Source organism: Acidovorax sp. GW823-FHT02H02 (assembly GCF_058797075.1).
Genome location: NZ_JBXAJH010000018.1, coordinates 31915 through 52449 on the forward strand (window position 1 = coordinate 31915; position 20535 = coordinate 52449).

The 20535-nt window shown below is 64.9% G+C and carries 17 protein-coding genes; 9 read left to right on the top strand and 8 right to left on the bottom strand.

The features are described 5' to 3' along the window. Nucleotides 1-160: 160 nt before the first annotated feature. Entirely contained in the window at nucleotides 161-958 is a 798-nt protein-coding gene (locus tag AC1RDS_RS17480) for an outer membrane protein assembly factor BamD (protein ID WP_092696692.1), read from the top strand. Here AC1RDS_RS17480 and yoaA read toward each other — a convergent pair. Both yoaA and AC1RDS_RS17490 read right to left on the bottom strand, forming a co-directional pair. Then, nucleotides 921-2978: a DNA repair helicase YoaA gene (gene yoaA, locus AC1RDS_RS17485; protein WP_092696691.1), complete on the bottom strand. Its 2058-nt coding sequence runs from the start codon at nucleotides 2976-2978 to the stop codon at nucleotides 921-923. The two genes, AC1RDS_RS17480 and yoaA, sit on opposite strands and share 38 nt — an antisense overlap. Then, nucleotides 2978-3181, bottom strand: coding sequence for a YdcH family protein (locus AC1RDS_RS17490; RefSeq protein ID WP_026436080.1), 204 nt, complete (start codon nucleotides 3179-3181; stop codon nucleotides 2978-2980). Before AC1RDS_RS17490 ends, yoaA begins: the two co-directional genes overlap by 1 nt. A gap of 120 nt (nucleotides 3182-3301) precedes the next feature. On the opposite strand from AC1RDS_RS17490, the gene AC1RDS_RS17495 reads away from it, so the two are divergent. Beyond that, nucleotides 3302-4108, top strand: a complete 807-nt coding sequence (locus tag AC1RDS_RS17495) for a PP2C family protein-serine/threonine phosphatase (RefSeq protein WP_092696690.1) — start codon at nucleotides 3302-3304, stop codon at nucleotides 4106-4108. 57 nt (nucleotides 4109-4165) lie between these two features. On the opposite strand, the gene AC1RDS_RS17500 is transcribed toward AC1RDS_RS17495, so the two are convergent. The 5 genes from AC1RDS_RS17500 to AC1RDS_RS17520 all read right to left on the bottom strand — a co-directional run bounded on the left by AC1RDS_RS17500 (nucleotide 4166) and on the right by AC1RDS_RS17520 (nucleotide 11748). Further along, entirely contained in the window at nucleotides 4166-4786 is a 621-nt protein-coding gene (locus AC1RDS_RS17500) for a hypothetical protein (RefSeq protein WP_287877342.1), read from the bottom strand. Between the two features lie 65 nt (nucleotides 4787-4851). Continuing rightward, nucleotides 4852-5949, bottom strand: a complete 1098-nt coding sequence (gene zapE / locus AC1RDS_RS17505) for a cell division protein ZapE (RefSeq protein ID WP_092696745.1) — start codon at nucleotides 5947-5949, stop codon at nucleotides 4852-4854. Between the two features lie 91 nt (nucleotides 5950-6040). Next, the gene (gene lpdA, locus AC1RDS_RS17510; protein WP_348684083.1) at nucleotides 6041-7471 is read right to left on the bottom strand and encodes a dihydrolipoyl dehydrogenase; all 1431 of its coding nucleotides are present in this window, start codon (nucleotides 7469-7471) and stop codon (nucleotides 6041-6043) included. A 90-nt stretch (nucleotides 7472-7561) separates the two neighbouring features. Continuing rightward, nucleotides 7562-8824, bottom strand: coding sequence for a 2-oxoglutarate dehydrogenase complex dihydrolipoyllysine-residue succinyltransferase (gene odhB / locus AC1RDS_RS17515; RefSeq protein ID WP_092696687.1), 1263 nt, complete (start codon nucleotides 8822-8824; stop codon nucleotides 7562-7564). A gap of 47 nt (nucleotides 8825-8871) precedes the next feature. Beyond that, nucleotides 8872-11748, bottom strand: coding sequence for a 2-oxoglutarate dehydrogenase E1 component (locus AC1RDS_RS17520; RefSeq protein WP_092696686.1), 2877 nt, complete (start codon nucleotides 11746-11748; stop codon nucleotides 8872-8874). Nucleotides 11749-11996: 248 nt separating this feature from the next. On the opposite strand from AC1RDS_RS17520, the gene AC1RDS_RS17525 reads away from it, so the two are divergent. Continuing rightward, nucleotides 11997-13070: an AI-2E family transporter gene (locus AC1RDS_RS17525; RefSeq protein ID WP_092696685.1), complete on the top strand. Its 1074-nt coding sequence runs from the start codon at nucleotides 11997-11999 to the stop codon at nucleotides 13068-13070. A gap of 69 nt (nucleotides 13071-13139) precedes the next feature. Here AC1RDS_RS17525 and AC1RDS_RS17530 read toward each other — a convergent pair whose 3' ends face one another. Next, complete coding sequence (locus AC1RDS_RS17530) at nucleotides 13140-14162, bottom strand: sulfate ABC transporter substrate-binding protein (RefSeq protein WP_287877349.1); 1023 nt, start codon at nucleotides 14160-14162, stop codon at nucleotides 13140-13142. Nucleotides 14163-14317: 155 nt separating this feature from the next. On the opposite strand from AC1RDS_RS17530, the gene AC1RDS_RS17535 reads away from it, so the two are divergent. From AC1RDS_RS17535 to AC1RDS_RS17560, 6 genes are all read left to right on the top strand, one after another. Then, on the top strand, nucleotides 14318-14590 hold the full coding sequence (locus AC1RDS_RS17535) for an oxidative damage protection protein (protein ID WP_005799545.1): 273 nt from the start codon (nucleotides 14318-14320) through the stop codon (nucleotides 14588-14590). A 113-nt stretch (nucleotides 14591-14703) separates the two neighbouring features. Then, on the top strand, nucleotides 14704-16626 hold the full coding sequence (gene mnmC / locus AC1RDS_RS17540; RefSeq protein WP_348684080.1) for a bifunctional tRNA (5-methylaminomethyl-2-thiouridine)(34)-methyltransferase MnmC2/FAD-dependent 5-carboxymethylaminomethyl-2-thiouridine(34) oxidoreductase MnmC1: 1923 nt from the start codon (nucleotides 14704-14706) through the stop codon (nucleotides 16624-16626). Between the two features lie 243 nt (nucleotides 16627-16869). Then, on the top strand, nucleotides 16870-17673 hold the full coding sequence (locus AC1RDS_RS17545; protein ID WP_092696682.1) for a sulfite exporter TauE/SafE family protein: 804 nt from the start codon (nucleotides 16870-16872) through the stop codon (nucleotides 17671-17673). Between the two features lie 15 nt (nucleotides 17674-17688). Beyond that, nucleotides 17689-19485 (top strand): nitrite/sulfite reductase, encoded by a 1797-nt coding sequence (locus tag AC1RDS_RS17550; protein WP_348684078.1) that lies wholly within the window; start codon nucleotides 17689-17691, stop codon nucleotides 19483-19485. A 15-nt stretch (nucleotides 19486-19500) separates the two neighbouring features. After that, nucleotides 19501-19896 (top strand): DUF934 domain-containing protein, encoded by a 396-nt coding sequence (locus AC1RDS_RS17555; RefSeq protein ID WP_348684099.1) that lies wholly within the window; start codon nucleotides 19501-19503, stop codon nucleotides 19894-19896. Beyond that, entirely contained in the window at nucleotides 19893-20531 is a 639-nt protein-coding gene (locus AC1RDS_RS17560) for a phosphoadenosine phosphosulfate reductase domain-containing protein (RefSeq protein WP_026436093.1), read from the top strand. Before AC1RDS_RS17555 ends, AC1RDS_RS17560 begins: the two co-directional genes overlap by 4 nt. The last annotated feature ends 4 nt before the right edge of the window (nucleotides 20532-20535 follow it).

The following is a 20535-nucleotide window of genomic DNA, read 5'->3' on the forward strand; positions in this document are numbered from 1 at the left end:
CAATAGCCGTTTCAGGCAAACGGGACCAGGCAGGCACCGTCGGTACAATGCCGGTGTCGGTTGAGATTGCGCCGCAGGCCAAGCCGTACCATGCCGGTGCGACAGCCGGTGCAGCGCCTCACGGGACACACGTTCACTTTTTGTCTGAAAGCTGCCTGCGATGCTGCGTGCCCCCCTGCCTTTTATCACTGCCCTGCTGACCGCCGGCTTGCTCGCGGGCTGTTCAAGCACGCCGGAAGACAAGACAGCGGGCTGGAGCCCCAACCGCATTTACTCGGAAGCCAAGGACGAGTTGAGCGGCGGCGCTTTCGACAAGGCCGTGCCCTTGCTTGAAAAACTGGAGGGCCGTGCGGCAGGTACGCCCCTGGCCCAGCAGGCCCAGCTGGACAAAGCCTATGCGCAGTACAAGGGCGGTGAAAAGGCACAGGCCATCGCCACGCTGGACCGCTTCATGAAGCTGCACCCCGCAAGTCCCGCGCTCGATTACGCGCTGTACCTCAAAGGCCTGGTCAACTTCAACGACAACCTGGGTCTTTTTTCATGGATCTCCCAGCAGGATCTCTCCGAACGCGACCAGAAAGCCGCAAAGGATTCCTTCGAGTCGTTCAGCGAACTGGCGACACGGTTCCCTGATTCGCGCTACGCCAAAGACGCTCGCCAGCGCATGACCTACATCGTCAATTCGCTGGCCCAGTATGAAGTCCACGTTGCCCGCTACTACTTCCAGCGCGGCGCCTATGTGGCAGCCATCGGCCGCGCCCAGGCTGCACTGGCCGACTACCAGGGTGTCCCTGCACTGGAAGAAGCCCTGTACATCCTGATCCAGTCCTACGATGCCCTGGGAATGACCCAGCTGCGTGATGATGCCCGCCGGGTCATGCAAGCCTCCTACCCCCAGGGCGCCTACGCCACGGGTACCGTCAAGGCCAAGTCCAATCCGTGGTGGAAGTTCTGGTAAGCGCATCCAGCGCGGCCTCCAATCCCTCGGTGTTTTCCAGAACGCGCATGGGCGGCAGCGCGCGCATCAGCCGCTTGCCATAGCCCATGGTGGCCAAGCGCGTGTCGCACACGACCAGCACACCGCGGTCCGACTCCCTCCGGATCAACCGCCCTGCGCCTTGCTTGAGTGCAACAGCCGCCTCGGGCACTGCAACCATCTGAAACGAGCGACCGCCAGCGGCTTTGATGCGCTGGCTGCGTGCCTCTATCAGCGGGTCGCCAGGGGGTGGAAAAGGCAGCTTGTCGATGACCACCAGCTGCAAGGCATCGCCAGGCACATCAAAGCCTTCCCAGAAGGATGCCGAAGCCACCAACACGCAACCGCGTCCGCCGCCAGAGGTTCCCTCGCGAAAGCGCTGCATGAGTTGGCGCTTGGGCCGGTCGCCCTGCACCAGCACCTCCGGCCCTTCCAGGTTGCTGAAACGGGCCTGCAACGCATCACCGATGGCGCGCAGGGCCTTGAGCGTCGTGGTCAGAACCAGCGTGCGCCCGCCAAGGCGGCTGGCAGCCGCTCCAGCCAGCCCGGCCACTGCCAGGCTATGGCCGGGATCAGACGGTTCTGGCAAATGCCGGGGCACATACAGCGCCGCCTGGGATGCATAGTCGAACGGGCTGTCAACACGCAGTATTTCAGCGTTCTGCAGGCCACAGCGCTCGGTGAACCATGTCAGCCCGGCATCGTCCCCCAGGGTGGCGGACGTAAAAATCCAGGCCCGGCCCGCATGCTGCGCGGGGGCCGGCCATCCGTCGCCGTCATCTTTTTCGGCGTCGGATTCAGCGGGAGCAGCAAGCACGCGGGTTTGCATGGTCTGTGCAATATCCAGCGGCGACTCCACCAGCCGCAGCTGGCCGCCCACGTCCAGCCAGCGCACGGCGTCCGGACTGCAGGGCGCGGCAAACCGGCCCAGGCGCGCCAACAGTTCCGAGCCACGCTCATACAGCCGGACAAGATCAGGGGACACCTCGCTCAACGGGTCCAGCGCTTCCATCGCTTGCGCACACGCCGATGCCATGCCCCGAAGGGCCTCATGCCAGCCGGCAGGCGTGACGGTTTCGGGTACTTCGCCAGTCCAGCGCAGCTTGGCGCCGGTCACCCTCGGCCCCACGGCAATTCGCAGATCGCCACACGCCTGCTCCAGGTGCCCCGCCAGCGTGCTCCAGTCCGCAAGGCCGCGGGCGTGCTGCAAACCTGTCGCCAGCAGGTCACGGGAATAATCCAGCCATTGCCCTGTGGACAGGTGCGTGCCGAGAAACTGCACACCGATTTCATTGATCTGGTGCGCCTCATCCAACACCACGACCCGCACAGTCGGCAGCAACTCGGCCATGCCCGACTCCCGCACGGCCACGTCGGCAAAGAACAGATGGTGGTTGATCACCACCACATCGGCGGCCAGCGCTTCACGCCGGGCGATGTGCACATGGCACTGGCGAAAGCGGGGGCACGCCACGCCCAGACAGTTTTCACGGGTGGAAGTGATCAGCGCGATGACGGGCGATCGCTCGTCAAGACCAGGCAATTCCGCCAGATCACCCGAGTGCGTGCTGTGCGACCAGACCTCCACCTTCGCCAGCACCCGCTGCACGTTGCGATCGTGCAGCGCGGTGTCCTGCCGTGCCTGTTCCATGCGGTGCAGGCACAGGTAACTGCCCCGCCCCTTGAGCAGTGCCGTGCGTACCGGCAAGCCCAACGCAGAGACCAGCTGAGGCAGGTCCCGGGCAAAAAGCTGGTCCTGCAAGGCCTTGGTGGCCGTGGAAAGCAATACCCGCTCGCCACTGAGCAGCGCCGGAACCAGGTAGGCAAAGGTCTTGCCAACGCCGGTGCCGGCTTCGACCACCAGGGCGCCACCGAGCTCGATGGTCCTGGCCACCGCATCCGCCATCCGTATCTGCCCCTCGCGCGCGAGGTAGTGGCCCTCCGTTCGCGACAGCACCCCATCGGGTTGGAATGCCGCATGCACTGCGTCCGCAAGACCCATCACGCAGGTTCTTGGGGCTGGAGCGCACGCTCCAGGCGGTCGATTGCATCGCGCAATGCGAGGCGGCGCTTTTTCAGGCGCCTGAGCGAAAACTCGTCAGGCACCGCCTCCAGCGCGCCGTGGTCGATGCGGGCGTCCAGATCGGCATGGGCGATGCGCAGATCTATCAACTGGCGGGGCAAGGAGTGGTGGTTTGATTTCAAGGCGGTGGCGGCGCCATGCGCCCATGGGCATGGCAAAAATGCCACACGCGAGCGGATAATACGCGCTCCGACACGCCTCTCCGATGGGTATTTGCGCCGCCGCCCCCCACAATCACCAGCATGACCAAAGCGTTCCGCCTCATCGCATCGACCGGCATCCACAAGGGTGACCGCGAATACCAGCAAGACCAGGTGGCCCTGATCTCGCACGACCGCTACAACGGATGCGTGCTCGGTGTGGTTGCCGATGGCATGGGCGGGCGCAGTGGCGGGCGCAAGGCCTCCGACCAGGTGATGATGACGGCACGCCAGCTGTTCGAACGCTACTCGCCGGAAACCGACGACCCTGCCGCCATGCTCAAGAACATGGTGGAAGAGGCCCACATCGTCATCCGCCTCACGGCCATTTCATCCGAGCAGGAACCGCACAGCACGATTGCGGCTTTCCTGATCAACCCCCGCGGTGACTGCCACTGGGTCCATGCAGGCGATTCGCGCATCTACCACTTTGAAGGGGCCAGGCTGACCTTTCGCACGAGTGACCACTCGTATGTTCAGGCCCTGGTCGATCGCGGCGAGCTGACCGAGGCCGAGGCCAACATCCATCCGCACTCCAACATTCTGGTGGGCTGCCTGGGCACCGAGAGCGACCCGCCCATCACCACCCACACCATCCAGCAAGTGCGCCCGGGCGATGTCCTGCTCGCCTGCAGCGATGGCGTATGGCACTACTTTTCCCCCACCGAACTGGCCTCGGTGGTGGATTCGCTGTCGCCGCGCGAGGCCACCGAATTCCTGATCGACAAGGCGCGCTCCCGCGCACGCGGCGGCGGCGACAACCTGTCGCTGGTCATTGTGAAGATCGAGACCCTGGTCGAAGAAAGGAAGATCGGGCGACTGGTCCCACTGTCCGCCGGAAACGCCTGAAGCGCACAGCGCCCGATCGCACGCGCCTGGCGCGTGCAAGCCATCAGCGTCCCACGCTCAGGGCTGCGCGGACGGAAGCCCTGAAGAAGCAGGCAAGGGTGCAGCCGGCTTGCGCCCCGCGGCGGCCGCTTCGGCCTGCATTTTCTGCAGTCGTTCGCGCCGCTCCTGCGCCGATTTCACATTTTCAGCGTGGCGCACGCTCGCGGCGGCTGCGCGTTCGGCGCTTTGCGTGGCGCGCTGCTCCTTGCTGGCAGCATGGGACTCCTGGCGGCTGCGCTGCTGCTGCGCCCTTTGTTGCGCCTCGCGTTGGTGCTGCGTGCGCAAATCTTCCACACCGGTGGCAGGACGCCCCGCCCCACGGGCCGCGCCCTGGGGTTGCGAGCGGTCTGGCGCCACGCGCTGCTTTTCTTCAATCGAACGCAGCCGCTCTGCGGCCTTTTCCTTGCGCTCCGCGTCGTTGAGCTGCAACTCGCGCGCGCGCAGTTCAAGCTCGGCATTGCGCGCCTCGGTCCGCGCGTCCCGCAGGCAGTCTTCCACCACAAACCGGCGATAGCACGCGGCCTCCTGACGCTTGCGGGTCGCCACGATGACCTGGCGCTCCTGGAGGATTCGGTCGCGCTCGGCCTGCCGCTGCGCCTGCTCGGCACTGTGGCGGCCTTGCGGCGGCGCAGATGCCAACGGTTGCGCCAAGGCAGGCCCAGCCATCGCACAAACAACACCCCAGATTGCCCAAGCGTTTTTCATTACGTCAGTCCCGTGTCAACAGTGCGGCGCTCCAGCGCCAGAAATTCCTTGGACTGCATCTCGTGGAGCCGAGACACCGTGCGCGGAAACTCGTGTGCCAGCGGCCCATCGGTGTAGAGCTGCTCTGGTGGCACGGCGGCCGACAAAATGAGCTTGACCCGCCGGTCATACAGCACGTCCACCAGCCAGGTAAAGCGCCGCGCAGGCGACGCCATGTTGACCGGCATATAAGGCACATCCGACAGCAACACCGTGTGGAATTGGGTGGCGATCTCCAGGTAATCGTTCTGCGAACGGGGGCCACCACACAGCGTCCTGAAGTCAAACCACACCACGCCCCCCGCCTTGCGCCGCGCCAGGATCTCGCGCGCCTCAATGTGCAGCACCGGGTCTTCGTCATGCACTTCGGCCAGCTGATCGAAGGCAGCGTTCATCTCGGCATCTGCCTGCGGGCCCAGGGGCGTGTGATAGAGCTTCACCTGCTCCAGCGTGCGGCGCCGGTAGTCGGTGCCGTTGTCCACGTTCACCACCTCCAGCTTTTCGTTCAGCAGTGCAATGGCCGGCAGGATGCGGTCGCGGTGCAAGCCATCGGGATAGAGCTCATCGGGCCTGAAGTTGGAGGTGGTGACGAAGCCTACCCCGTTGTCAAACAGCGCCACCAGCAAGCGGTGCAAAATCATCGCATCGGTGATGTCGGCAACGTGAAACTCATCGAAGCAGATCAGCTTGTAGCGCTTGGCGATACGCCGGCCCAGCACATCCAGCGGGTTCTGCGTGCCCTGCAGGGCCGCCAGCTCGCGGTGCACCTCGCGCATGAACTCGTGAAAATGCAGGCGCACCTTGCGCTTGAGCGGCACGGCATTGAAAAAGCAATCCATGAGGAAGCTCTTGCCACGCCCCACCCCGCCATACATGTAAACGCCACGCGGCACCTCGGGGTGGTTGACGATCTTCTTGAGGGCGTTGGAGCGGCGCGACTTGTACGCAGCCCAGTCGCGGGCGCAACGCTGCAAGGCATCCACCGCACGCAATTGCGCCGGGTCGCTCTGAAAGCCTTTCGCGGCAAGTTCTGCGAGATAGGTCTGTTTGACAGTCACGTTGAAATTGCCCAGCAACTATGCAGCTATAAAATAAATAGCTGCTAGCGCTTTATAAATAAACGCTAGCAGCCGATTTGACGCAAAACAATCAGAAGTTCAGCGTGCGCTTGTCCACTGCCAGGGCGGCTTCCTTGGTGGCTTCGCTCAAGGACGGGTGCGCGTGGCAGATGCGGGCAATATCTTCTGCGCTGGCCTTGAACTCCATGGCCACCACAGCTTCGGAGATCAGTTCGCTGACCTGTGGACCGACCATGTGCACACCCAGGATTTCGTCCGTGGTGGCATCGGCCAGGAACTTGACCATGCCCGTCGTGTCGCCCAGCGCGCGTGCGCGGCCATTGGCCAGGAACGGGAAGGTGCCGGCCTTGTACTTCACGCCATCGGCCTTGAGCTGCTGCTCGGTGCGGCCCACCCAGGCGATCTCGGGGCTGGTGTAGATCACCCAGGGAATGGTGTTGAAGTTGACATGGCCGTGCTGGCCTGCCATGCGCTCGGCCACGGCCACGCCTTCTTCTTCGGCCTTGTGCGCCAGCATGGGACCCCGCACCACGTCGCCCACGGCCCACACGCCCGGCAGGTTGGTCTTGCAGTCGCCGTCCACAGCGATGGCGCCGCGCTCGTCGAGTTGCAGGCCCACGGCTTCGGCATTCAGGCCAATGGTGTTGGGAACGCGGCCAATCGAGATGATGAGCTTGTCCGCATCGAGGGTCTGGGCTTCACCTTTGCTGTTGGTGTAGGCGATGCTGACGCCCTTCTTGCTGTTCTTGATCTCGCCGACTTTCACGCCGAGCTCGATCTTCAGCCCCTGCTTGTCAAAAGCCTTCTTGGCTTCCTTGGCGATCTGTTCGTCCACGGCCCCCAGGAAGGTGGGCAGGCCTTCCAGCACGGTCACTTCCGCACCCAGGCGGCGCCAGACCGAACCCATCTCCAGGCCGATCACGCCCGAACCGATCAGGGCCAGCTTCTTGGGCACCGCGCCAATGCGCAGCGCACCGTCGTTGGACAGGATGTTCACTTCATCAAATTCCGCGCCGGGCAACGCACGCGCGTTGGAGCCGGTGGCAACGATGATCTGCTTGCCGAACAGGGTCTCTTCGGTAGCGCCGGCCACCTTGATCTCGTAGCCGCCGCCCTCGGCCGCCTTCACGAACGAGCCACGGCCATGGAAGAAGCTGACCTTGTTCTTCTTGAACAGGTACAGGATGCCGTCGTTGTTCTGCTTGACCACGCTGTCCTTGCGGGCCACCATCTTTGCCACGTCCATCTTCACGCCGGTGGCGGTGATACCGTGGTCGGCAAAGTGCTTGTTGGCGTGCTCGAAATGCTCGGACGACTGCAGCAGCGCCTTCGAGGGGATGCAGCCCACGTTGGTGCAGGTGCCGCCGGGGGCCGGGCCACCCGCAGCGTTCTTCCATTCGTCGATGCAGGCCACGTTCATGCCCAGCTGCGCTGCACGGATGGCAGCGATGTAGCCACCAGGGCCGCCGCCGATCACGACGACGTCAAATTGTTTGCTCATGAAAAATCTCACTCAGTCAGTTGGTGAAAAACCCACCGGCGGGCCGGACCGCAAAACGGTCCGCGCGGGTGGGTCGATGCATTGCAGGACTTAGATGTCGAACAGCAGGCGCGAAGGATCTTCCAGCGCATCCTTCATGGCCACCAGGCCCAGCACGGCTTCGCGGCCGTCAATGATGCGGTGGTCATACGACATCGCCAGGTAGTTCATCGGGCGCACCACGACCTGGCCGTTTTCGACCATGGCGCGGTCCTTGGTGGCATGCACGCCCAGGATGGCCGACTGCGGCGGGTTGATGATGGGGGTGGACATCATCGAGCCGAAGGTGCCGCCATTCGAGATGGAGAACGTGCCGCCGGTCATTTCCTCGATGCCCAGCTTGCCTTCGCCCGCCTTCTTGCCGAATTCGGCGATCTTCTTCTCGATGTCGGCAAAGCTCATCTGGTCGGCGTTGCGCAGGATGGGCACCACCAGGCCACGGGGCGAGCCCACGGCGATACCGATGTCGAAATAGCCGTGGTACACGATGTCATTGCCATCCACCGACGCGTTCAGCACCGGGTATTTCTTGAGCGCATGCACGGCGGCCTTCACGAAGAACGACATGAAGCCCAGCTTGGTGCCGTGTTCCTTGGTGAACTGGTCCTGGAACTTCTTGCGCAGCTCCATCACGGGCGCCATGTTGACTTCGTTGAACGTGGTCAGGATGGCGTTGGTGGACTGCGACTGCAGCAGACGCTCGGCCACGCGGGCGCGCAGGCGGCTCATGGGCACGCGCTGCTCGGGGCGGTCGCCCAGGTTCAGCGCGGACGAAGGTGCCGCGACCTGCGCCAGCGCCTTGGTGGGCACGCCCGTGGGGATCACGGCGGCCGTCGACTTCACGCCACCGGCCACGGCGGCCAGCACGTCGCCCTTGGTCACGCGGCCGTCCTTGCCCGTGCCCGCCACAGCCGACACCGACAGGTTGTTGTCGGCCAGCAGCTTGGCGGCGGCAGGCATGGCCACGTCGGCCTTCGAGCCACCGGTCGCCGCAGCGGCCACGGCCACTGCGGCGGCAGGTGCCGCTGCTGCGGCGGGCGCTGCAGCAGCAGGAGCGGCTGCGCCGGCCTTGCCTTCGGTGTCGATCCTGGCGATCAGCTGTTCGGCCACCACGGTGGCGCCGTCGCCCTGGACGATTTCCGCCAGCACGCCGGCGGCCGGTGCGGGCACTTCCAGCACGACCTTGTCGGTTTCGATCTCGATCAGGATTTCGTCCACGGCCACGGCCTCGCCGGCCTTTTTCTTCCAGGTCAGCATGGTGGCCTCGGCCACGGATTCGGACAGTTGCGGTACTTTGACTTCTACGATAGCCATATCAGTTCTTTCGGAATGGGTTTTGTTCTGGAGAGGGGTTGCCGGCCTTACTTGGTCAGGACAAAACCCTTGAGCTTGGCAAACGCGCCTTCGACCAGCGCCTTTTGCTGTTCCTGGTGCAGGTGCGAATAACCCACGGCCGGCGAAGCGGACGCTGCGCGGCCCGAGTAGCCCAGCTTCTGGCCATCGAGCATGTTCTCGTGGATGTTGTGCTGGATGAAGAACCAGGCGCCCTGGTTCTGCGGCTCGTCCTGGCACCAGACGATGTCGGTGGCGTTCGGATACTTCTTGAGCGCAGCAGCAAAGGCCTTGTGCGGGAACGGGTACAGCTGCTCGACACGGATGATGGCCACGTCGGTCACTTCGTTCTCGGTGCGTTTCTTCACCAGGTCGTAGTACACCTTGCCAGAGCAGGCGATCACGCGCTTGACCTTGTCGGCCTTCTTGTCGATGGCGTCGTTCTGCTCGGGGATCACCGTCTGGAAGCTGCCCTTGGTGAATTCGGACAGGGGCGAGGTGGCATCCTTGTTGCGCAGCAGCGACTTGGGCGTCATGATGACCAGCGGCTTGCGCAGGTCACGCACCATCTGGCGGCGCAGCACATGGAAGATCTGGCTGGCCGTGGTGGGCTGCACGATCTGCATGTTGGCGTCGGCGGCCAGCTGCATGAAACGCTCCAGGCGTGCCGAGCTGTGCTCGGGGCCCTGGCCTTCATAGCCGTGGGGCAGCATCAGCGTCAGGCCGTTGGCACGGCCCCACTTCACCTCGCCCGAGGCGATGAACTGGTCGATCACCACCTGCGCGCCGTTGGCGAAGTCGCCGAACTGCGCTTCCCAGATGACGAGCGTGTTGGGGTCGGAACCGGCGTAGCCATACTCGAAGCCCAGCACGGCCTCTTCGGACAGGATGGAGTCGATCACGACGAACGGTGCCTGGTTCTCGGCCACGTTCTGCAGTGGCACATAGGTGCCGGTATCCCACTTCTCGCGGTTCTGGTCGTGGATCACGGCGTGGCGGTGCGTGAAGGTGCCACGGCCCGAGTCCTCGCCCGACAGGCGCACCGGGTAGCCGCTGGCCACGAGCGAGGCAAAAGCCATGCTCTCGCCCATGCCCCAGTCCACATTGACCTCGCCACGGCCCATGGCGGCGCGGTCGTCATACACCTTCTTGACCAGCTGGTGTGGCGCCACGCTGTCCGGAATGGTGGTGAGCTTTTCGGCCAGCCGCTTCCATTCGGTCAGCGGAATGGCGGTGTCGCCGGCGTCGGTCCACTTCTTGCCCAGGAAGGGCGACCAGTCCACCGCGTACTTGCTCTTGAAGTTGGTCAGCACCGGATCGATGGTGTGCTTGCCGGCATCCATGGCGGCGCGGTAGGCCTTGACCATGTCGTCGCCCAGCGTGGCGCCCATGCCCTGGGCGGCCAGCTTGTCGGCGTACAGCTTGCGCGTGCCGGGGTGCTGGGCAATTTTCTTGTACATCAGCGGCTGGGTCAGTGCAGGGGTGTCCTGCTCGTTGTGGCCCAGCTTGCGAAAGCAGGTGATGTCCACCACCACGTCCTGGCGGAACTCCATGCGGAACTCCAGCGCCAGCTGGGTGGCCAGCACCACGGCTTCGGGGTCGTCTCCGTTCACGTGCAGCACGGGGGCCTCGACCATCTTGACGATGTCGGTGCAGTACACGGTCGAGCGCATGTCGCGCGGATCGGACGTGGTGAAACCGATCTGGTTGTTGATGATGATGTGCACCGTGCCGCCGGTGGTGTAGCCACGGGTCTGGGCCAGCGCCAGGGTTTCCTGGTTCACGCCCTGGCCGCCAAAGGCCGAGTCACCGTGCACCAGCACGGGCAGCACCTGGCTGCCCTTGGGGTCGTCGCGGCGGTCCATGCGGGCGCGCACCGAGCCTTCGACCACGGGGTTCACGATTTCGAGGTGCGAGGGGTTGAAGGCCAGCGACAGGTGCACCGGGCCGCCTGCGGTGGACACATCCGAGCTGAAACCCTGGTGGTACTTCACGTCGCCAGCCGGCAGCTCTTCAGGGGCCGTGTGGTCGAACTCGGCAAACAGGTCCTTGGGCATCTTGCCCAGCGAGTTCACCAGCACGTTCAGGCGGCCGCGGTGGGCCATGCCGATCACGATTTCCTGCACGCCCTTGGCGCCGGCCGACTGGATCAGCTCGTCCATCGAAGCGATGAAGCTTTCGCCGCCTTCCAGCGAGAAGCGCTTCTGGCCGACGTACTTGGTGTGCAAAAAGCGCTCCAGCCCCTCGGCGGCCGTCAGGCGGTCGAGGATGTGGCGTTTGCGGTCGGCGTTGAACTGGGGCTTGCTGCGGATGCCTTCCAGCTTTTGCTGCCACCAGCGCTTTTGCGCCTGGTCGGTGGTGTACATGTACTCTGCGCCGATGGTGCCGCAGTAGGTTTCATGCAGCGCGTTGAGCAGTTCGCGCAGCGGCATCTTGTCCTTGCCGAAGAAGGTATTGCTGGTGTCGAACACCGTTTCCTGGTCGGCATCGGTGAAGCCGTAGAACGATGGCTCCAGCTCGGGAATGGCGGGGCGCTCGGTGCGCTTCAGGGGGTCCAGATCGGCCCAGCGCTGGCCCACGTTGCGGTAGGCGGCGATCAGCTGCTGCACGGCGGTGCGCTTGCGGCCCATTTCGGCGTCGGCACTGGCCACCACCACCTTGGTGCCACCCTGCTTTGCGCGCTCGGCAAAGGCGTTGATCACGGGCAGGTGGGGAACGTCACGGGCGTTGGAGCCATCGACGGCCGGCACATGCTGCAGCGCATCAAAATACTCGCGCCACGTGTCGGGCACGCTGCCGGGGTTGGCAAGATAGTTTTCGTACATCTCTTCGACATAGGGCGCATTGCCGCCGAAGAGGTAGGTATTGCCTTGGTAGGCTTGATAGACGGATGTCGTATCGCTCATATTCCGCTGACCTCCGCTTCCCTTGGGGAAGCATTAGCTGGTTGAGAAACCTTCCGCGACACGGCTGGACCGATTGGCGGATGCGACTGTGGCTGGGGAAGGGCCTTTGGTACGGGGCGTATTGTGCCACCGAACCGCCAACCGGTCCTGCCAAGGAATCCTGGGATTTTGCCGCCCCCGGGGCCAGCGCCAGGCGGGCATCATGCACTCGCGTACATTGCGGGCATTCCATCTGCCAGCCGACGCCCATGCCACCCTCCCCCTTCGAGAACCGCGTGTTCCTGATTCTCCTGACCCTGGTCACGCTCGCCTTCGGCGCCATCCTGTGGCCGTTTCATGGCGCCGTGTTCTGGGGGGTGGTGCTGGCGATCCTGTTTGCGCCCCTGCACCGCAAACTGCTGCGGCGCATGCCCAAGAGCCCCAATCTGGCAGCCCTTGCCACCTTGTCGCTGTGCCTGGTGATCGTCATCTTGCCCATGACCCTGATCACCGTGACCCTGGTCCAGGAAGCCACCGCCATCTACGATCGCCTCAAATCAGGCCAGCTGAACTTTGGCCAGTACCTGCAGCAGATCCTGGCCGCCATGCCCGCCTGGGCCACCGGCCTGCTGGAGCGTTTCAACCTCACGACCCTGGGCGAACTGCAGCAAAAACTGTCGTCCGTGGCGGTGCAGGCCAGCCAGTTCTTTGCAACCCAGGCGCTCAGCGTCGGGCAGAACACCCTGGAATTCGTGGTGGGCTTTGGCGTGATGCTGTACCTGCTGTTCTTTCTGCTGCGCGACGGCGCGGTACTGGCGGCGCGCATCAGCCAAGCCACGCCGCTCGGCACCGAGCACAAGCGCCAGCTGGCCCACAAGTTCACCACCGTGATCCGGGCCACCGTGAAGGGGAACATCGTCGTGGCAGCGTCGCAAGGGGCACTGGGTGGCCTGATTTTCTGGATTCTGGGGATCCAGGCCCCCGTACTCTGGGGCGTGGCCATGGCATTTTTGTCGCTGCTGCCCGCCGTGGGCGCAGGACTGGTCTGGGGGCCCGTGGCCTTGTATTTCCTGGCCACCGGCGCCGTGGTGCAGGGCGTGGTGCTGGCCCTCTATGGCGTGGGGGTGATCGGCCTGGTGGACAACATCCTGCGCCCGATCCTGGTGGGCAAGGACACCAAGATGCCCGATTATGTGGTGCTGATCTCCACGCTGGGCGGCATGGCCCTTTTCGGGCTGACCGGGTTTGTCATCGGTCCCGCGATTGCCGCACTGTTCATTGCCAGCTGGGATCTGTTCGCCCCCCAGCGTTCAACCGCCAGCCCGCCAGAGTCCAGGCGCTGAGCCAAGCCGGCAAAAGCTGCATATTGAATAGCTTCTTGTGCGTGCTGTAGTTGCATGCACATCCGCCCCTTATTTCCGCGCATAGATCTGGTCAAAGCTCGCGTTGTCGGCAAAGTGGTCCCTGGCCGCCTTGTCCCAGCCGCCAAAGGCGGCATCGATGGTGAACAGGTTCAGCCTGGGGAACTGCCTGGCGTACTTGGCCTTGGCTTTGTCGGAAATGGCCGGGCGGTAGAAATGCTTGCCCGCGATGTCCTGGCCCTCTTCGGTGTAGAGGAACTTGAGGTATTCCTCGGCCACGGCGCGCGTGCCTTTCTTGTCCACGTTCTTGTCCACCACGGTGACGGCGGGCTCGGCAAGAATGGAAATCGAGGGCGCGATCACGTCGAACCTGGCGCCGAATTCCTTTTCGAGCAGGTAGGCCTCGTTTTCCCAGGCGATCAGCACGTCGCCCTGGTTGCGCTGGGCAAAGGTGATGGTGGAGCCGCGCGCGCCGGTGTCCAGCACGGGCACGTTCCCGTAGAGCCTGGCCACGAAGTCCTTGGCCTTGGCATCGCCGCCGTACTTGCGCTTGGCGAATTCCCAGGCGGCCAGGTAGTTCCAGCGTGCGCCCCCCGAGGTCTTGGGGTTGGGCGTGATCACGCGGATGCCGGGCTTGACAAGGTCGTCCCAGTCCTTGATGCCCTTGGGGTTGCCCTGGCGCACCACCAGCACGATGGTGGAGGTGTAGGGCGAGCTGTTGTGCGGCAGGCGCTTTTGCCAGTCTTTCGGAATCCAGCCACCGTTGGCGTGCAACGCGTCGGTGTCACCGGCCAGGGCCAGGGTGGCCACGTCGGCCTCCAGCCCGTCGATGATCGAGCGCGCCTGCTTGCCCGAACCACCATGGCTTTGCTGAATGGTCACGTCCTGGCCGCTCCTGGCCTTCCAGTGCCTGGCGAAAGCCTGGTTGAACTCCACATACAGTTCGCGGGTGGGGTCGTACGACACATTGAGCAGCGTCACAGACTGTGCAAACGACGGCAATGCCGCCAGGGCCAAACCGCCCACGAGGGCGGCAGCGAAAGGAAACTTGATAAAGTTGCGGCGAAAGTTCATGAAAGGCCTCTTTTGGGAATGGGTTGCGGCGCGAAACACCAATGCAACGCATTCTGGAAGGCCCTCTTCAAAACTGGAACAACCAAGATTTCAGTTTTTTATATCCAAAACATCTTAGCGAGCACTGTGTGCTCACCCCAACACAAGGAAACCCCATGGCACGCACCGTTCAATGCATCAAGCTCGGCAAGGAAGCCGAAGGCCTCGACTTCCCTCCCTACCCCGGCGAACTGGGCAAGCGCATCTGGGAAAACGTCAGCAAGCAGGCCTGGGCCGACTGGATCAAGCACCAGACCATGCTGGTCAACGAAAACCGCCTGAACCTGGCCGATGCCCGCGCCCGCCAGTACCTGGCCCGGCAAATGGAGAATCATTTCTTTGGCGGCGGCGCAGACGCCGCGGCGGGCTATGTCCCGCCCAGCGCGTAACGGAGTGCAGCGCTGCATCAGTGATTTCACTTTCAACAGTCATCGGGTGACGGTCGCGGTCAGGCCTTGGCCTGCGCGCCACCTGGCTCCTGCGTCTTTTTTCATACCGCCCCATGTCCGAACCCATTGACTGGCTCCCGGACGGCACCCCGTTCAGCCCCCGCTTCAGCGACCGGTACCACAGTGAAAACGGTGGACCGGAACAGGCGCGCCAGGTTTTCCTGCACGGCTGCGGGCTACCTGCGGCCTGGGCCGGGCAGGCCCAGTGGCGCATTCTCGAAACCGGGTTCGGCTTCGGGCTGAATTTTCTGGTCACCTGGGCGGCATGGCGTGCCGATGCACAGCGTCCGCGCCTGCTGCACTTCATCTCGACGGAGGCTTGGCCCATCGGTGCCGCTGATCTGCTGCGCGCTGCCTCGGCCCATCCGGCACTTGCGCCCTTGGCCCAGGAACTGCACGACCAGTTCTGGGGACTGTTGCCCGGCGTGCACCGTCTCACGTTTGATGGCGGGCGCGTGCTGCTCACGCTGTGCGTCGGTGACGCGCAAACGGTGCTGCGCCAGCAGGAATGGACCGTGGATTCGGTCTATCTGGACGGATTCAGCCCCCAGCGCAATCCGGATCTCTGGAACCTGCATACGCTCAAGGCCGTGGCGCGCTGTTGCCGCCGGGGCACGCGCCTGGCCACCTGGACCCTTGCGCGCTCGGTGTGCGACGCCCTCACGCAATGCGGCTTCAATGTGGAGAAGGTGCCGGGTGTGCCGCCCAAGCGCGACAACCTGCAAGCCACCTTCGATCCGCGGTGGGAGCCGCGCACTTCGCGCACCGCCCCTGCCCACCCCGTGCACACGGCACCAGCCCGCTGCATGGTGATTGGCGCAGGCCTGGCGGGTGCCGCCACGGCAGCCAGCCTGGCGCGGCGCGGCTGGCAGGTGCAGGTGCTGGACATGGGGGATGCTCCGGCAGCGGGGGCTTCCGGACTGCCGGTGGGCCTGTTCGCCCCCCATCTGTCGCCGGACGACAATGTTTTCTCGCGCGTGTCGCGCAGTGGCGTGCGCGCCATGCTGCAACAGTCGAAGGCGCTGTTGCAGCAGGGTGTGGACTGGAATCCTTGCGGCGTGCTGGAACGCCGGCCCGAGCTGAACCTGGGCCTGCCCGAAGGCTGGGAACAAGGCCCGGGTGCCGACTGGAGCCGGGCCGCCAGTGCGCCCATTCTGCAAGCCGCCGGCCTGGCACAAGACACCCCCGCCTGCTGGCATGCGAAAGCGGGCTGGGTGCAACCCGCCCGCCTGGTCCGCGCATTGTTGGCGCAGCCCGGCATCGAGTGGTGCCCCCGCACGCCGGTAGCGCGCCTGCAGCGCAGCCCCGGGACCAACGGCTGCGCCACGGGGCAGTGGCAGGCACTGGATGAGCACGGCCACGCCATTGCCGAGGCTGAATGCGTGGTGCTGGCTGCAGGCCCTGCCTGCAATGCGTTGCTCGCGGCCTCTTCGGCGCCCGCCCTGGCGCTGCAGTCCGTGCGTGGCCAGTTGTCGTGGGGCTTGCAAGACCCGGGTGCCACTGCCCTGCCCCCTTTTCCGGTCAACGGAAATGGCGGACTGGTCGCCCATGTTCCGCGAGAGGTGGGCCTTGCCTGGCACATGGGTTCCACCTTTGAACGGGATGTGGACGCCCTGCCGCTGACTCCCGCAGAAGCGGCTTCGGCTCATGCCACCAACTGGCGGCGCTTGCAGGAATTGCTGCCCGGCGCGGCACCCACGCTGCAGGCGGCGTTTGCCGGCACATCGCCCTCGGATGCCGCAGCCGTGCGCGCCTGGGCCAGCGTGCGCTGCACCTCGACCGACCGCCTGCCCATCGTCGGCCCTGTCGATGCGCAATCCCTGCCCGGCCTGTGGGTTTGCACCGCCATGGGGGCACGCGGGCTCACGCGGGCCGTGCTGTGCGGCGAGCTGCTGGCCGCGCTGTTGAATGCAGAGCCGCTGCCGCTGGATGCACGCCTGGCACGCGCCATGGGCACGGAGCGGCTGGAGAAGTGAACAGGGTGCTGCGCGCCTCCCTGGAGCCGCCAAAGGCGGGCCAGCTCTTCAAGCGCCATCACGCCCGCTCAGGCAGGGCGGCACATGCACGGAGGCTGCTGGCCCGGGCCGGAGAAAGAACAAGGCCAGCGGCAGCATCAAACCCTCGCAACCCGCGCCACAGCTCGTGCATAAGCTTATTCGCATAAGGGCAGCACGAAACAATCGTTTGTTTTCATAAGCTGCGCCTCTACAGTCGCAGCCATGCATGATTTCGCGTTTGTTTTTGCGGGCTTTGCCGTCGGGCTCATCGTGGGCCTGACCGGTGTGGGCGGCGGCTCGCTGATGACGCCCGTGCTGATCTTCTTCTTTGGCGTGAAACCCCACCTGGCCATTGGCACCGACCTGCTGTTCGCGGCTTTCACCAAGATGGGTGGCACCGTGAGCATGGCGCGCCAGCGCCTGGTGCCCTGGCGCGTGGTGGGCCTGCTGTGCGCAGGCAGCATTCCGGCAGCACTGGCTGCGTTGTGGCTGCTGCACCGCATGGGGCCGGCCACGGCGCAGGCGCAGCACCTCATGACCAGCACGCTGGGCATTGCCCTGCTGCTCACGGCCGCGGCCACCGCCTACAAGGTGCTGGTGTTCTCGGCCCAGCGCCAGGCTGCCGAACTGGCCGCGCGCCGCGCCAACGCAGCCAATGCCGCAGAGCCCCGCCACTGGAGCCTGCCGGTGCTGCTGGGCGCCGTCATCGGCACGCTGGTCACCTTCACTTCGGTGGGCGCCGGCGCCATCGGCGTCACCGTTCTGCTGCTGGTGTTTCCGCACCTGCCGCTGCCGCGTATCATCGCCGCCGACATCGCCTACGCCGTGCCGCTCACGCTGGTGGCGGGCCTGGGCCATGCGTCGCTGGGCTCGGTCGACTGGCCGCTGCTGGCGCAATTGCTGGCCGGCTCGCTGCCCGGCATCTGGCTGGGCTCACGCCTGGTTTCACGCACCCCCGAGCGCCTCATCCGCTCGGCCCTTTCCGTGCTGCTCGCCTGGGCGGGCGCCAAACTCGTTTTGATTTAAGAGGCTCGTTGCCCCATGTACCAATACACCTCATTCGACAAGCAATTCGTCAAACTGCGCGCCGAGCAGTTCCGCGACCAGATCGAACGCTGGCAGCGCGGCGAACTGACCGACGAACAACTTTTGCCGCTGCGCCTGCAAAACGGCTGGTACATCCAGCGCTACGCCCCCATGGCGCGCATTGCCGTGCCCTACGGCGAAATCAGCAGCACGCAGCTGCGCACGCTGGCCCACATTGCGCGCGAGTACGATCAACCCGCGCCGGAGTTGCTGGCGCATGCCCAGGCCACGCAGGACGCGTTGCAGGACGCGCAGCCCGGCACCACGCTGCCGGCAGCGCCGCTGCGCTATGGCTATGGGCACTTCACCACGCGCACCAATGTGCAGTTCAACTGGATTCCCATCACCCGCGCCGCCGATGTGATGGACCTGCTGGCCAGCGTGAGCATGCACGGCATCCAGACCAGCGGCAACGACATCCGCAACATCACCTGCGACGCGCTCGAAGGCATCGCCGAAGACAGCATCGTCGATACCCGACCGTTTGCCGAAATCACGCGCCAGTGGAGCTCGCTGCACCCCGAGTTCAGCTACCTGCCACGCAAGTTCAAGATCGCCTTCAATGGTGCAGAAGAAGACCGCGCCGCCACCGGCTGGTACGACATCGGCCTGCAGGCGCGCCGCGCCGAGGACGGCCGCACAGGGTTCACGGTGAAAGTGGGCGGCGGCATGGGCCGCACGCCCATCATCGGCAGCGTGGTGCGCGAGTTTCTGCCCTGGGACCAGTTGCTCAACTACATCGAGGCCGTGGTGCGCACCTACAACAGCTACGGCCGGCGCGACAACAAGTGGAAGGCGCGCATCAAGATCCTCGTCAAGAGCGAAGGCCAGAACTTCATCGACGCGGTGGAGAAGGAATACAGGGACATCGTCGAACTCGATGGCGCGCCCCACACCATCACGCAGGCCGAACTCGACCGGGTGACCGCCAATTTCGTGGTGCCCGCACTGCAGGCCGCCAACCTGCCATCCAAGGTCAACACGCAGGGCCAGCTGTACCAGCGCTGGCTGCAGCAAAACGTGCGCGGCCACCGGCTGCCGGGCCTCAAGACCGTCACCCTGTCGTTCAAGCGCCCTGGCTTTGCCACCGGCGACGCCGACGCCGCCACGCTGGAAGCCCTGGCGCAACTGGCCGAGCAGTTCAGCGCCGCAGAGGCGCGCCTGACGCACGAGCAGAACCTGATGCTGCCCTGGGTGCATGAAAGCGACCTGCCCGCGCTGTACGACGCGGCGCGCGCACTGGGCCTGGCGCAGCCCAACATCGGCCTGCTGACCGACATGATCATCTGCCCCGGCGGTGATTTCTGCTCGCTGGCCAATGCACGCTCGCTGCACATCGGCGCGGCCGTCACCGAGCGCTACCAGGACCTGGACGAGCTGTTCGACCTCGGCCCCATCGACCTGCACATGAGCGGCTGCATCAACAGCTGCGGTCACCACCACAGCGGCCACATCGGCATCCTGGGCGTCGACAAGGACGGCAAGGAGTGGTACCAGATCACGCTGGGCGGCTCCGACGGCACCACGCTGTCCGGCCCCGCGATTGGCGGCAAGGTCGTCGGCCCCTCGTTCACGGCCGCCGAAGTGCCCGACGTGATCGAGGCCCTGCTCGCCACCTTCCGCGCGCTGCGCAAGCCCGGCGAGCTGTTCATCGACGCGCTGCGCCGCATTGGCCACGAGCCCTTCAAGCAGGCCGCCAACGCCGCGCGCCACCCCAAGGCCGACCAGGAAGCCCTGGCAGAACAAGACTGAGAGCGATTGATGACCATGAAAATAATAGCTGCTGGCGCTTTACCAACGGGCGCTGAAGCCGAGAAAACCTTGCAAATCCCCAACGACGCCGACCTGGCCGACCTGGCAGCCAGCGGTGCCCTCGAAGGCGTGCAGCGCATCGAGCTGCAGTTCCCCAAGTTCACCGACGGCCGCGCCTACAGCCAGGCATTGCTGCTGCGCCGGCGCTACCAATTCGCCGGCGACATCCGCGCCACGGGCGATGTGCTGATCGACCAGCTGGTGCACATGCACCGCAGTGGTTTCAGCAGCGCCGTGCTGGCCGAGGGTGTGGACGCCGCTGCCGCCGAGCGCCAGTTCGCGCGTTTTGGCGGTTTCTACCAGGGCGATGTGAACGAACCGCGCCCCCTGTTTGCACGGGAGGCGGCATGAGCGCTTCCGTGAACAGCAGCATCGACCTCGCGCAGGTCAATGCCACACTCGGCCACGATGCCCCCGGCCTGGTGGCCTGGGCGCTGGGCCTGGGCCAGTCTTCCATCGTCACTACCAACTTCCGCCCGTTCGAGGCGGTGATCCTGCACCTCGTCACGCGCGTGCAGCCCGATGTGCCGGTGGTCTGGATGGACAACGGCTACAACACCGAGGCTACCTACCGCTTTGCCGATGCGGTGACGAAGCAGCTCGGCCTGAACCTGCAGATTTACCTGCCGCGCCGCTCGCGCGCGCACCGCGAAGCCGTGGAAGGCCCCACACCCGCGCTCGACGACCCGCGCCACGCCGCCTTCACCGAAGAGGTCAAGCTCGAACCCTTCACCCGCGCCCTGCGCGAGACCGCACCCAGGGTGTGGTTCACCGCGCTGCGCGCCACCGACACCGCCGTGCGCGCGCAGATGGAACCGGTGAGCATCAATCCCGACGGCCTGATCAAGGTGGCACCGCTGCTGCACTGGTCGTCCAGGGACCTGCACGAATACTGCGTGAAGCACGGCCTGCCCAACAACTTCGATTACGTGGACCCGACCAAGGGTGAAGACAACCGCGAGTGCGGCCTGCACATTGCCCACTGATCCG